We start from the raw sequence: 14,272 nt of genomic DNA, 5'->3' as shown, positions 1-14,272 counted from the left end.
ATGGACCCGGTGTGTAGAGTGCATGGAGATTGGATGGAGAAAAAAGGGGACGGAGGGGATTAAGTCGTTTAAGGCTCAAACGTCATACAGGGCAAATACGACTTAATCCCCTCCGTCCCCTTTTTTCAGCGCTTGCGCCGGATCAGCGCGGAGGAGGCATCCAGCACCGCGCGGGTCAGCAGCGCCATGGTCTGCACGTCGCCCTTCCAGTGCTGCCAGTACAGCGGCACGTCTTCCCACGCGCGCTGGCGCACGTAGACCAGTCGCCCGGCATCCAGGTGCCGCTTGACCAACGGCAGGGGGTTCATGGTCCAGCCCATGCCGCCCAGGTTCGCCTGCACGAAAGCGCGGGTGGACGGGATCCACCAGGTCGGCGCGGTGCTGGGCAGGTCGTCGCCGGCCATGCGCCGGGCGAAGCGCGACTGCATCTCATCCTTGCGGTTGAACACCAGCACCGGCGCCTGTGCCAGCGCCTGCGCGGTCACGCCCTTGGCAAAATGGCGCTCGCGGAACTCGGGGGTACAGGTCGCCGCGTAGCGGATGCTGCCCAGCGCGTGGATCTGGCAACCCTGCACCGGCTCGTCCAGCGTGGTCACCGCCCCCAGCACTGTGCCCTGGCGCAGCAGCTCCACCGTGTGGTCCTGGTCCTCCACGCGCAGGTCCAGCGTGGTGCCGGTGGTCTGCGCGAACTGGTAGGCCGCCTGCGGGAACCAGGTTTCCAGGCTGTCGTGGTTCACCGCCACCGGGATGCTGGCCTGCGGCAGATCCTCGTCGGCCAGGCCCATCCGGTGCAGCGCATCGTGTTCGAGCAGGGCGGTCTGCTCGGCCAGCTGCACCAGCAGTTGACCCTCGGCGGTGGCGGTGGCCGGGGTGCCACGCTTGACCAGCAGCCGGCCGATCCGGTCCTCCAGCGCTTTGACCCGCTGCGAGATGGCGGACGGGGTGACATTCAGCGACTGCGCGGCGCGGTCGAAACTGCCTTCGCGGATCACTGCGGCCAGGGCACGCAGCTGGGCATGGTCGATACGCATCGAATTAAGTTCCGCTAATGTTGGTTTAGGAAGTTTAGCTCGTCTTTTTCATGTTGCGGCGCGACAATGGCGCTCGTTCCGGTGCTGTCCGCCTTCGCGAGGCACCGTCCCCCCAAGCAAGTAAAGGCAGTGAATCCCATGTTCTCGGTCATCTCCGCCAGCACCGGCCTCGGTGCCTGGTTCTCTGGTGCAGCTACCGGCATCGGCCTGTTCGCCGTGGTCGGCGCCCAGAGCGCCTTCATTCTGCGCCAGGGCATCCTGCGCAAGCACATCGTGCCGGTGGTTGCCACCTGTGCGGCCATCGATGCGATCTTCATCTTCGCCAGCGTGGCCGGCCTGCGCACGCTCACTTCGGCGCTGCCGTGGCTGACCACCGCCGTGCTGTGGACGGGCGTGGCGTTCCTGGCCTGGTACGCGATGAAGTCGGCACGCCGCGCGATCGCCGGTGGCGGCGGCATGGGCGAAGCCGACAGCGACGACGGCAGCCGCCGCGCGGTGCTGATGGCCGCGGTCGGTTTCTCGCTGATCAACCCGCACTTCTGGCTGGACATGATGGTGATCGGCTCGATCGCCGAGAACTTCGGCAACGCCCGCATGGCCTTCGCCGCCGGTGTGGTGACTGCCAGCTGCCTGTGGCTGACCGCGCAGGGCCTGGGCGCGCGCCTGCTGGCGCCGCTGTTCACCAAGCCCAGCACCTGGCGCGTGCTCGACGGCACCATCGCGGTGATCCTCAGCATCCTGGCCCTCACGTTGGCGGTGCGCGGGGTCCACTGACCCGGCGCATGCCCCCCGAACCCACGTCCTGACTCTCTCTCCAAGGTAGTGGTAACGACGGCACCGGCAACGGTGCCGTCGTTTTTTGTGGGCCACTGGCGGTCCGGGCGCTGGCCTGCCTAGAATCGGCCAGCCGGGACAAGGGGTCCAGGCAGGGGGAGAGAAGGATGCACAAGCGCTGGCTGGCCGCCCTCATCGTGGCGGGACTTTGGTGTGGAACCGCTGCTGCGATCGATCTGGGCGCCTATGTGCGAGCGGACAAGTTCGGCGATGTCATGCTGTCTCCCGGGGGCGACTATCTGGCCGCGACCGTGCCTGCGGACGGCTTCACCGCTGTGATCATCCTGCGTACGGACGACAACACGCCGGTGGGCAACCTGCGGCCACCACTCAATTCGCATGTCTTCAACATGCACTGGGTCAACAACGACCAGGTGATGTTCGGCCTGGCACAGAAATTCGGCACCCGCGATGCACCCTGGGCCACCGGCGAGCTGCTGACACTGGATGCGCGCACCGGGCGACCGGAACTACTGGTGGGCTACCGCGATCTAGGCCTGCGCGTGCGGCCCAAATACCGGACGTCGGCCGCGGCGTTCCTCAGTGACGCCTTGCCCGGCGATGATGCCCACGTGGTCATCGCGGTAGGCGGATCGCGGCTGGATGCCAACGGCTATGCGGCCCAGCTGGAACTGGCAAGCGGCAAGCAGCGGCTGCTGGCCCGTGCGCCCATGCCGGGTGCCTCCTATGTGGTGGATGCCCGAGGCGAGGTACGTTTCGTCCAGGGCGCCGGTACCGATAATGTCCATCGGCTCTACCACCGCAACGGTGGTGACTGGGTGTTGGTCAATGACGAGAAACGCAGTGGCCGCAGCGAGGCGGCGCTGGGCTTTTCAGCCGACGGCCAGTTGGCTTATCTGCTCAGCGAGCAGCCCAGCGGCCCCGATGCCATCGTCAGCTGGAACCCGGCGACGCAGGAGCGCAAGGTCGTGCTGCGCGACGAGGTCGTTGATCCGGCGCGACTGATCCGCAGCTCTGGCAGCGCTGTGCCGGTCGGCGCGCTGTTCCTGGGTAACACGCCGCATACCCGGTTCTTCGACGAAAGCTCCGAGGAGGCGCGGTTGTACCGTGGCCTGGAGGCGGCCTTCCCCGGGCGCGCGGTGTTCATTACCTCCAGTACCCGCGACGGGCGCCGCCTGCTGGTGGAGACCGGCTCCGGTTCCAACCCGGGCGAGTTCTACCTGTACGACCGTGACCGCAACCAGGCGCGCTTCCTGATGGCGCGCAGCGAATGGATTGACCCGGAGACCACTGCGTCGGTGCGGCCGGTCCTGCTGAAGGCGCGCGACGGGCTGGACCTTCATGGATTCCTGACGTTGCCGCACGGCAGTACCGGCCGTGACCTGCCGATGGTGGTGGTGCCGCATGGCGGGCCGATCGGGATATTCGACGATGGCAGTTTCGATCGCGAGAACCAGTTGCTGGCCGCTGCCGGCTATGCCGTGCTGCAGGTGAACTTCCGTGGCTCGGGCAACTATGGCCGTGCCCACAGCCGGGCAGCACTGAAACAGTGGGGTGGCGCGATGCAGGACGACGTGACCGATGCCACGCGCTGGGCGATCAGCGAAGGCATTGCCGATGCCCGGCGCATCTGCATCTACGGTGCCAGCTACGGGGCTTACTCGGCGATGATGGGCGCCGCGCGCGAACCGGGGCTGTACCGGTGCGCGGCCGGCTATGTGGGCGTCTACGACCTGCCGCTGATGTTTACCGGCGGAGATGTAAAGGACCGCGAATCCGGAATGAGCTACCTGCGCGAGTGGCTGGGTGATCCGGCCACGCTGGCCGCGGTCTCGCCGGTCAACCTGGCTGGTCAGATCAAGGTTCCAGTGTTCCTGGCGGCCGGTGGCCAAGACAGGCGCGCCCCGATCCAGCACACCGAGCGCATGGAAGCGGCGCTGAAGCGTGCCGGTACGCCGGTGGAAAGCCTGTACTACAAGACCGAAGGGCACGGCTTCTATACCGAAGCCCATCGCAGCGAGTACTACGGCAAGCTGCTGGCGTTCCTGTCACGCAGCCTGGGTGGCAAGACCGCCACGACATCGTTGGCACTATCGAGCGACAAGCGCGAGGCGCCTTGAGCGGCGACGGGCGCTCACGCGCCCGTCCCTTGGTACCTCAACGGAAGCGATAGCCGAACTGGAGGTCGGCGCGCACATCGCGCTCACCCCATTGGCGCACGCTGGACAGCTGCGCACCGAAGCCCAGATTCGAAGCCTGGTAGTTCAGGCCCAGCTGCAGGCGATGGTCCAGGCCGCTGCGGCGCACGCCGGGCAGGGTGAAGGCATTGCCCGATGCGCCCAGCAGGTAGGCCGCGCGTGCCTGCTCGCGCAGGGCCAGCGGCCGGCTGGCGGCCACGTCCGCCTGCAGGTGCCACTGCGTGCCGAGTGCACGCTGGAAGGCGCTGCCCACTTCCAGCTGCATGCCCTGCAGGCGGCCCGCAGCCACCGCCAGGCCGAAGCCGCTGGCATGCTGTTCGTGGAAGGCGCCTTCATGCTGGTCGAACGCGCTGGCCTTGATGCGCGGCTGCCACTGCACCCTGCCCAGCGACGCAGCCATGTCCAGCGTGGTGGCCAGCATCGTCCGCCCCATGCGGCGCTGGCTGTGCGCGGTTTCGCGGGTCTGGCCCCAGCTGAGCTGGCGCTGCCCCTGCAGCTGGTGCTGTTCATGGCCAAGCTGGTGGCGCAGCTGCAGCGCACCCCACTGCTGGGCCAGGCCGATGCCGGCGAACTGCGACTGCAGGCGCTCCTGCCCGCTGCCTGCGGACAGGTCGCCCGACAGCGCCGCCGTGGCCAGCTGCAGCATCTGGCCGCCGCGCAGCTGCACCGCCACCTGCATGGCACCGCCATCGCCGCGGACACCGAACGCATTGGCCTGCCCGCCGCCGAAGGCCAGTGCACGCGACTGCGCGGCCGGCTGCGCCGCCAACTGCGACCACAGTGCATCGGCGTTGCTGGCCACGCGCAGCGCACTGCCCACCAGGCTGGCACCGGACAGCTGCTGCAGTGCGCCCTGGAAGCTGCGCTGGTCAGCTACTTCCAGGCTGTGGAACAGCGCATCGTTGCGGTATGCGTTTTCCAGCGCGGAGGCGACCTGCTGCTGGTCGTCGCTGGCCAGTTCGCGGTAGTCGCGGCGCTGCATCGTCACATCCACGTTGCCGTGTTCGTCACGCTCGGCCTGTGCGTGCCAGACCACGCTGGCACTGCGGATGTTCTGTTCGCCGCCTTCGGCGCCGCTGACCACGTCGCGCAGCACGATGTGCGAAGCGTCGGTGCCGCGGGTGAAGCCGGTGTCCACGGCAACGTCATGCAGCTGTCCGCCGTCATGCAGCACCAGCTGGCCCGCGCTGCCGTCGGCATTCGTGCCCACCGTGTAGCCGCGGACGCCGCGCGGCGCCTGCCAGCCAAGATCACTGCCCGGGCGGTCGGCGGCGGCCGAGTCCGCGTCGGCATGCATGCCGCTGCCCTGGCCGTAGACGTTCACCACGCCATTGTTGATCAGGCGGCCGTTGCCGCCTGCGGCGATCTGGAAGGCGAACGAGTCGGCAGCATGGATGTTGATCACACCGCCACGCCGGTTGTTCAGTGTTGCACTGCCATCGGACTGCATGGCGACCATGCCGCGGCCCTGATTGTCGGTGGCCGTGCCCAGGTTGATCACGCCGTCGTTGATCAGGGTGGCGCCACGCGCGCCGCGCATCGCCACCGCACCGTCGCCGGTGACGGTCAACATGCCCTGGTTTAGCACGGTGGCCTGCGCGCCTTCTGCATGCAGCACGGCACTGTTGCGGGCCGAACTCTGGATGCTGGCGCCGCTGCGGTTGACTGCATGGCTGGCGTGGCTGTCCGCCACCAGGCGCAGCACGCTGCCATGGGCGCCATCGAGCTGGATGTGGCCGCGGTTGTCGAGCACCTCGATCGCGTCACGATCGTTGCCCCACGCACCGGTCACGGCATCGAACAGGGCACTGCCCACGGCCAGGTCGCGCGCAAGGATGCGGCCTTCGTTCTCCACCTCGGCGCGGTCGCGCAGGGTGATGCTGGTCGCGCTGATGTCGAGCACGCCATTGCGGCCGTTGTCGAGGTCCGAATCCTGGGTGAAGGACCACTGGCCACCCTGCACATGCAGCGTGCCATGGTTGTCGATGCCGGCTTCACCGCTGGCCTGCACGCGCGCGCCGATGAAGTTGGCGCGGCTGAAGTTTTCCAGGCTGCCATCGCCGCTGAGCTGCAGGGCACCTTCGATGCGCAGCGTGCCATGGTTGTCCAGGTCCGCATCGCCATCGATGCGCAGAGTGCTGGCACTTCCCGCACTCAGGTTGCCGGTGTTGCGCAGCTCGCCTTCGCCCACCAGGTGCAGCGTGCCGGCCAGCAGCTGCAGCTGGCCTTCATTGCGGGCGCGCCCGGTGATGCGGGTGGTGACCGGCTGCTGCCAGTTCACCTGGGTGCCTGCGGCCGACAGGACCTGGTTGTTGCCGAACTGGCCACCTTCCTGGCCGGGCGGCACCGTGCCACCGCCACTGCTGCCACCCCCGCTGCCACCACCACCGCCACCGCCACCTGCTGCGGCACCCAGGCCCAGCGCCGCCAGGCCGCCCCACCACCAGCCGGAAATACCGGTGTCGGCATCGCACTGGACCTGATCGGTGTCCTTGCAGGTATCGGAAGTGTCGTCCGCGAACGCCGGAGCCGGGGCCAGCAGACAGGTCGAGATGAGCAGGGCCAGCGGGGTGCGGGCCAAGGTGGAAGAGCGCATGACAGAGCGAGGGGGAGTGGAAGGAGGTCGCATCCTGCCTCCCTCTGCCGCTGCCTCATATGCAATTCGTACGAAAACGCTGTCGCCTTCGGCGCGATAGTGGCGAATGACGCGATGACGCGGCGCTTTCGGCCTTATTTCACCCCATGCATCATCCGCTTCAGCAACGGCGCGGCGATGAATGCCGCCAGCGCACAACCCAGGCCGATCCACATCAGCAGCCAGAACAGATGCGCATAGGCACCCGCAGCGGCGACCATGTCCAGCGATTCGCCTTCGGGTACATCGATGGCTGCCAACTTGCCGAACAGCGCGGCCAGCGTTTCCGAGAATGCAGTGGCCAGGAACCAGGTACCCATCATCAGGCTCATCACCCGCGGCACCGCCAGCTGGGTCACCGCCGACAGGCCCACCGGCGACAGGCACATCTCGCCACTGGCCAGCAGGAAGTAGGCCAGTACCAGCCACCACACGCTGGCCATCTCGCCGGTGGCGCCGACCTGCTGCGCGGCCAGTGCCAGCGGCACGAAGGACAGCGCGCCGATCACCAGGCCCCAGGCCGACTTCACCGGCTTGCCCGGCTCCCAGCCACGGCGGTCCATCCAGGTCCACAGTGCGGCGAACGCCGGTGCCAGCAGCACCAGGAACAGGCCGCCGAGATAGGTGAGCGAGCCGGCGGTCTGCGGAATCACCAGGCAGTCGCGTACCAGCAGTACCAGCATCAGCGCGACGATGGCGATGAAGAACGTGCGCGGCGCATTCGATCCGGGGCGACGCTCGGACAGGCGCGCGCTGACCACGAAGCCCAGTGGTGCCAGCAGCAGCGAAATGATCGACCACGGCAGCGGCGTGCCTCCGGTGATCACCAGCGACGGCACGATGTCCTTGGTCAGCAGGCGGTCGGTGAAGGTCACCCACGAGCCGTAGGACTGCTCGTACAGGGTGAAGAACACCAGCGCCATGAAGATCAGCACCATCAGCGCGATCATCTGCTGGCGCTGCACCGGTGTGCACTTGCTGCCGGTGAACCAGGCGAACCAGACCAGCACGCCGCCCAGCACCACCAGCATCAGCATCAACGCCAGGCTGATTTCACCGCCCAGCGCGAACGCGCCGTTGCCGGCCGCCCACATCAGCCACGCCACCGGCAGCACACCGAGCACCGCGCACAGATAGATGAGCCATTCGCGCGGCAGGCCCAGCACCTTCTGCTTCAGCGCGGCCGGCTGTGGCGGCTCGGCGTGGCCCTGCAGGTACTTCTGGCCCCACAGGAACATCGCCAGGCCGGCCAGCATGCCGATGCCGGCCGCACCGAAACCGTACTTCCAGCCATAGGCCTCGCCGAGGAAGCCGCACACCAGCGAAGAGAACAGCGCGCCGAGGTTGATGCCGGCGTAGAACAGCGAGAAGCCCGAATCGCGGCGCGGGTCGTCCTTGGCGTACAGCTTGCCGACGATGGTGGAGATGTTCGGCTTGAGGAAGCCCACCCCCATGATGATCAGCGCCAGCGACAGGTAGGTCACCGCCAGTGCCGAGGTGTCGCGCACCACTTCACCGTTGACCCGGTAGGCCGCGTGGCCCTCGAAAGCCATGCCGAGGTGGCCGAGTACCAGCAGGATGCCGCCGAACAGCACCGCCCGGCGCATGCCCAGCCAGCGGTCGGCCAGCATGCCGCCGAACACCGGGATGCAGTAGACCAGGCCACCGTAGGCACCGAGCAGGTCCAGGCCGGCCTTGTCGCCGAACAGGTGGTACTTGGTCAGGTACAGCAGCAGCAGCGCCTTCATGCCGTAGAAGGAGAAGCGCTCCCACATCTCGGTGAAGAAGCAGACGTAGACGCCCTTGGGATGGCCCAGGAAGTCGTCGGAAGCGGTAGCGGCAACGGTCATTGACGGCGGGGACAGCGGAAAGGGCGCGATTATAGGCCTCTGGGCCTGGGCAGGCAGCCGCTGGTGGAACCACGCCATGCATGGCCGGCGCTCCCCCGGCTGCCGCCGCTCACAGGTATCGCAACCATGGCAGATCGCGCCTTCGTGCTTTGAACCGCGCGAATACCCGCGTTGGCGGGTACAGCACCACCGCCAGCGCACAGGCCACCAGCAGCAGGCCGCTGACCGAATCCAGGGCATACAACTCGCCATGTGTCGGCCCCCAGGCTGCCAACGCGGCCAGGTACAGCCCCTTCAGCACGTACAGGTGCAGCAGGTAGAAGAACATCGGCGCGGCGCCGATATCGGCCAGCGGGCGCAGCGCACGCGCCAGTGGCGGCCATTCGTACAGGCGCAGCAGCAACACGCCCACGCCCAGGGTCAGCAGCAGGAACTGCAGCGACGGCGGGTACTTGGTCACATTGAGGATGCTCAGCCAGGTGCGCAGCGCAGTGGTCTGGTACTGCCAGGGGGCGTCCCCGTACTCGTTGGCGAACCGCAGCAATGCGAACAGGGCCAGCGCGCCGACGCCTGCCCACAGCAGCCAGCGCTGGCGCTGCTCCGGCGCGCGCTCGTGGGCGAACCAGGGCCCCATCAGATAACCCAGAGCGATCACCCCGATCCACGGCAGTACCGGATAGGAGGTGCGCAGGCGCAGCGCGCCGGCCTCGATCCAGTCGCGCTGGTGCAGCACTTTCCACAACACCGCCAGCAGGCCATTGCCTTGCAGCCGTACGTTGTCGAACAGGTTGTGCCCGGCCACCACCGCGACTGCCAGCACCAGCAGGGCCGGGGGCGGCAGCCACAGCAGGCCAGCCAGCGCGATCATGCTCAGTCCGATGGCCCAGATCACCTGCAGGTACAGCGTGTCCGGCGGCAGCTGGAAGGTCCAGGCGAAATTCACCAGGGTCAGTTCCAGCACGACCAGGAACAGGCCTCGCTTGAGCAGGAAGGCGGCCGTGGCCCGGCGCGGATCCGCTTGGCGCTGGCCATACAGCCAGGCCGACAGGCCGGTCAACAGGACGAACACGGGTGCGCACAGGTGGGCCAGAAGACGGCAGGCGAACAGCGCAGGGGAGACCGTCGCCGCGTCCATCGGGTCGCTCACCTGGTGCTGCAGGAAGAAGGTCTCGCGCACGTGGTCCAGCAGCATCAACAGCATCACGGTGCCGCGCAGCTGGTCGATGGAGGCCAGGCGAGGGGAGGGGGAAGGGGGCATGCGATGCAGTAACAACAAGGTATCATTAAGATATAACATATCATTTGCTGCGCGCCCAGCCGGACTTTGCCGGGTCGGTCGATTGCCGGTCCACGTACTGGCCCATTGCGCTGCAGCACACGCCCCCATCCTTTGGCACGCTGGACTTGATCTGCCCTGAACGCTAGCGTGGCAGGGATTTTTTGCCAGCAGGGGCTTCCATGAACCACGACGCTGCGCCCAAGCAGCTCACCTTCCGCGCAGTGGCCCTGGCCATCGTGCTGGCGGTGGTGCTGTCGGCCGCAAACGCCTACCTCGGTCTGTTCGCAGGCCTGACCATCGCCACCGCCATTCCCGCCGCGGTGATTTCCATGGGCGTGCTGCGCCTGCTGGGCGGTGGCTCCATCCTTGAAAACAACATCGTGCAGACCGGTGCTTCGGCCGGCTCGTCGATCGCCGCCGGTGTGATCTTCACCATCCCCGCGCTGGTGATCATGGGCTACTGGCCGGACTTCAAGTACTGGTGGGTGCTGGGCATCGCCGGCCTCGGCGGCCTGCTGGGCGTGCTGTTCTCGGTGCCGCTGCGCCGTTCGATGATCGTCGAAGACCCGCTGCCGTTCCCGGAAGGCAAGGCAGCGGCCGAAGTGCTCAAGGCCGGTGAGAACCCGGGTCCGGGCCTGAAGATCCTCGGCCTGTCGGCGGTGATCGGTGCGTTCGTGAAGCTGGCCGCGGAAAGCGGCATGCGCCTGATTCCGGATGCCTGGGCCACCTCGGCCTACGTCGGCAGTTCCAAGGTCACCGCCTTCATCGGCACCAACCTGTCGCCGGCACTGCTGGGCGTGGGCTACATCGTTGGCCTCAACGTCGGCATCGTCGTGGTGTCCGGCTCGATCCTGACCTGGCACATCGCCATTCCGATCTACCAGGCGTTCTTCATGAACACCGATCCGGCCCTGGCCGCGTCGGTTGCTGCGGCTTCGTCCACCGAGGCCGCGTTCGCCATCTGGGGCGCGAAGATGCGCTACCTGGGTGTCGGTGCGATGCTGATCGGTGGCATCTGGACCCTGATTTCGCTGCGCAAGTCGCTGCTGAACGGCGTCAAGAGCGGCTTCGCGGCTGCTCGCAAGAGTGGTGGCCCGGTGCTGGCGCATACCGAACGCGATCTGCCGATGAAGTGGATGCTGGTCGCCCTGGTGGTCTTCGTGCTGCCGCTGCTGGCCCTGTACCAGGCCATCGTCGGCCAGTGGCACGTGTCGATTCCGATGACCCTCATCATGATCGTCGCCGGCTTCCTGTTCGTGTCGGTCTCGGCCTACCTGGCTGGCCTGATCGGTTCGTCCAACAACCCGGTGTCGGGCATCACCATCTCCACCATCCTGTTCGCCTCGGCCGTGCTGGTGGTGCTGCTGGGCGCCGATGGCCTGAAGCCGGTCGGTGCCGGCGGTGCGCCGCTGGGCGCGGTGGCGGCGATCATGATCGGCGCGGTGGTGTGCTGTGCCGCGGCGGTTGGTGGTGACAACCTGCAGGACCTCAAGGCCGGCTACATCGTCGGCGCCACCCCGTGGAAGCAGCAGCTGATGCTGGGCATCGGTGCGTTCTCGTGCGCGCTGATCATGGCCCCGGTGCTGAACCTGCTGGCCACCGCCTACGGCATCGGCGTCAAGTCCGAGCTGCACCCGAACGCGCTGGCTGCGCCGCAGGCCAACCTGATGGCCTCGGTGGCCAAGGGCCTGTTCGGTGGCGAACTGCCGTGGACCTTCATCGGCATCGGTGCCGTGGTCGGTGCCGCCATCATCGCCTTCGACAGCTGGCTGAAGTCGCGCAACGCCCGCTTCCGCGTGCCGGTGCTGGCCGCCGCCATCGGCATCTACCTGCCGCTGGAACTGATGGTGCCGATCTTCCTCGGTGGCCTGATCGCCTACCTGGTCGAGCGCTTCCACAAGGTGCGCGCCGATGATGAAGAAAGCCGCGACCGCGTGCACAAGCCGGGCGTGCTGTTCGCCGCTGGCCTGATCACCGGCGAGGCGCTGATGGGCATCGCCATCGCGATTCCGATCGTGGTCAGCAGCCGCGCCGACGTGCTGGCCGTGCCGTTCCACCTGCCGGGCGCACAGTGGATCGGCCTGGCCGTGCTGTTCCTGGTCGGCTGGCTGATCTACCGCACCGGCAAGCGCGCCGTGGCGTAAGGGCCATGGGGTCGGATCCCTTCCCGCAGGGAAGGGCTCTGACCCCAGGTTTGATGGGTAGTGCCGGCGCCCTCCACAAACCGCGCTACGGCGCGGTTTGCTGTTTCTGGCGATTGCGCGCCCTCAGCCATGACCGATGGCCTTGGCAGCCCCGGCCGCACGGGCCTACCATCGGTTTTTTGCCGTCCTGCGGAGACCCCGATGAAACTGCGTCATGCCCTGCTGCCACTGAGCCTGCTGGCCGCCCTTCCCAGCGTTGCCGCTGCCCGTGGCCTGGAAGTCCGCGACATGGTGGCCATGGACCGCGTCTCCGCGCCGGTGCTGACCGCGGACGGTGGCACCGTGGTGTTCGCCAAGCGCAGCGTCGATGCCAACCTGAAGGCCTCCACCGCGCTGTTCGCGCGCAACCTGCGCACCCGCGACGCGGCGCCGCCGAAGCAGATCACCCCGGCCGGCTGGAACGTCAATTCCGCCTCGCTGTCGGCGGATGGCCAGACGGTGTATTTCCTCAGCGCCAGGAACGGCAGCCAGCAGCTGTACGCGCAGCCGCTCAGCGGCGGCACCCCGCGCCAGCTGACCGATTTCGCGGTCGACGTGGACAGCTACCACGTGTCGCCGCAGGACGACCGCGTGCTGTTCAGCGCTGGCGTGTTCCAGGCCTGCGCCTCGGACCTGGCCTGCACCGGGAAGAAGCTCAAGGACGTCGCCGGCGCCAAGGCCAGCGGCAAGGTCTTCGACTCGCTGTTCGTGCGCCACTGGGACACCTGGAACGATGGCCGCCGCAACACCCTGTTCGTGGCGCCGCTGCCGGCAGCCAAGGGCGGTCCGGTCAAGGGCGCTTCGGCGCTGAGCGCCACCATCGATGGTGATGCGCCGTCCAAGCCGTTCGGCGGCAATGACGATTTCGCGTGGTCGCCGGATGGCGCCAGTGTGGTGGCCAGCATCCGCGTGGCCGGCAAGCAGGAGCCGTGGTCGACCAACTTCGACCTGTACCGTTTCGACGCGGCCGGCAAGCAGGCGCCGGTCAACCTGACCGCCTCCAACCCGGCCTGGGATGCCGGCCCGGTGTTCAGCGCCGACGGCAAGACCCTGTTCTACCGTGCGATGAAGCGCCCGGGCTTCGAGGCCGACCGCTTCGGCCTGATGGCGATGGACCTGGCCAGCGGCAAGACCCGCGAGATCGCGCCGCAGTGGGATCGTTCGGCGGGCGGCATCACCCTGTCCGCCGATGGCAGCAGCATCTACACCACCGCCGATGATCTCGGCGAACACCCGCTGTTCCAGATCGACGTGGCCAGCGGCAAGGCCACCAAGCTGATCGGCGACGGCAGCGTGACCTCGGTGGACGTGGCCGGCACCAGCGTGGCGATCACCCGCAACAGCCTGAAGAGCAACGACCAGGTGCTGGTCGGCCTGCTGCCGGCGGCGGGCGAAGCCATCGGCGAACTGCGCGCGCTGACGCCGGCTGCGGGTGACGTGCTGAAGGACGTGTCCTTCGGCGACTACGAGCAGTTCGAGTTCAAGGGCTGGAACAACGACACCGTGCACGGCTACGTGGTCAAGCCGCACAACTACCAGGAAGGCAAGTCCTATCCGGTGGCGTTCCTGATCCACGGCGGCCCGCAGGGCAGCTTCGGCAACGGCTGGAGCTACCGCTGGAACCCGCAGACCTACGCGGGCCAGGGCTACGCGGTGGTGATGATCGACTTCCACGGTTCCACCGGCTATGGCCAGGCCTTCACCGATGCGATCAGCCAGCACTGGGGCGATCGCCCGCTGGAAGACCTGCAGAAGGGCTGGGATGCAGCGCTGAAGAAGTATTCCTTCCTCAACGGTGACAAGGCCTGTGCGCTGGGCGCCAGCTACGGCGGCTTCATGGTCAACTGGATCGCCGGCAACTGGAACAGCCCGTTCAAGTGCCTGGTCAACCATGACGGCGTGTTCGACCAGCGCATGATGGGTTACGCCACCGAAGAACTGTGGTTCACCGAGTGGGAGCAGGGCGGTACCCCGTACCAGAAGGCGGCGAACTACGAGAAGTTCAACCCGGTCAACCACGTGGCGGACTGGAAGAAGCCGATCCTGGTGATCCACGGCCAGCAGGACTTCCGCATTCCGGTCGAGCAGGGCCTGGCTGCGTTCACTGCGGCCCAGCGCCAGGGCATCGAATCGAAGTTCCTGTACTTCCCGGATGAGAACCATTGGGTGCTGAAGCCGAACAACAGCATCCTGTGGCATGACACCGTCAATGCCTGGCTGAAGCAGCACATCGGCAATTGATGATTGCAGCGCCGCCCTTCGGGGCGGCGCTCTGCTTTCTGGTAGTGCCGGCCCCAGGCC

8 protein-coding genes are annotated in these 14,272 nt (G+C 67.2%); 4 read left to right on the top strand and 4 right to left on the bottom strand.

Annotated features, from left to right (window positions below; genetic code table 11):
* Window positions 1-125 precede the first annotated feature (125 nt).
* Window positions 126-1,031: a LysR family transcriptional regulator ArgP gene (locus D7T59_RS14245; RefSeq protein ID WP_049416399.1), complete on the bottom strand. Its 906-nt coding sequence runs from the start codon at window positions 1,029-1,031 to the stop codon at window positions 126-128.
* 138 nt (window positions 1,032-1,169) lie between these two features.
* On the opposite strand from D7T59_RS14245, the gene D7T59_RS14240 reads away from it, so the two are divergent.
* Window positions 1,170-1,805, top strand: a complete 636-nt coding sequence (locus tag D7T59_RS14240) for a LysE/ArgO family amino acid transporter (RefSeq protein WP_005408523.1) — start codon at window positions 1,170-1,172, stop codon at window positions 1,803-1,805.
* A gap of 167 nt (window positions 1,806-1,972) precedes the next feature.
* Window positions 1,973-3,946, top strand: a complete 1,974-nt coding sequence (locus tag D7T59_RS14235) for an alpha/beta hydrolase family protein (protein ID WP_180852339.1) — start codon at window positions 1,973-1,975, stop codon at window positions 3,944-3,946.
* 37 nt (window positions 3,947-3,983) lie between these two features.
* On the opposite strand, the gene D7T59_RS14230 is transcribed toward D7T59_RS14235, so the two are convergent.
* From D7T59_RS14230 to D7T59_RS14220, 3 genes are all read right to left on the bottom strand, one after another.
* On the bottom strand, window positions 3,984-6,620 hold the full coding sequence (locus D7T59_RS14230; RefSeq protein ID WP_180852340.1) for a hypothetical protein: 2,637 nt from the start codon (window positions 6,618-6,620) through the stop codon (window positions 3,984-3,986).
* Window positions 6,621-6,754: 134 nt separating this feature from the next.
* A complete protein-coding gene (locus tag D7T59_RS14225; RefSeq protein WP_180852341.1) occupies window positions 6,755-8,509 on the bottom strand; it encodes a peptide MFS transporter in 1,755 nt (584 codons plus the stop codon).
* A 109-nt stretch (window positions 8,510-8,618) separates the two neighbouring features.
* Window positions 8,619-9,767 carry an acetyltransferase domain-containing protein gene (locus D7T59_RS14220; RefSeq protein WP_180852342.1) on the bottom strand — a complete coding sequence of 383 codons (1,149 nt, stop codon included), beginning with the start codon at window positions 9,765-9,767 and terminating at the stop codon, window positions 8,619-8,621.
* Window positions 9,768-9,967: 200 nt separating this feature from the next.
* Here D7T59_RS14220 and D7T59_RS14215 point away from each other — a divergent pair, with 200 nt between their 5' ends.
* Window positions 9,968-11,932, top strand: coding sequence for an OPT family oligopeptide transporter (locus tag D7T59_RS14215; protein ID WP_180852343.1), 1,965 nt, complete (start codon window positions 9,968-9,970; stop codon window positions 11,930-11,932).
* A 201-nt stretch (window positions 11,933-12,133) separates the two neighbouring features.
* Window positions 12,134-14,212 carry an alpha/beta hydrolase family protein gene (locus D7T59_RS14210; RefSeq protein WP_180852345.1) on the top strand — a complete coding sequence of 693 codons (2,079 nt, stop codon included), beginning with the start codon at window positions 12,134-12,136 and terminating at the stop codon, window positions 14,210-14,212.
* Window positions 14,213-14,272 lie beyond the last annotated feature (60 nt).

It is taken from the genome of Stenotrophomonas maltophilia, from assembly GCF_013464915.1.
Classification (GTDB): Bacteria; Pseudomonadota; Gammaproteobacteria; order Xanthomonadales; family Xanthomonadaceae; genus Stenotrophomonas; species Stenotrophomonas maltophilia_AT.
This window is presented reverse-complemented; position numbering and strand designations above follow the sequence as displayed.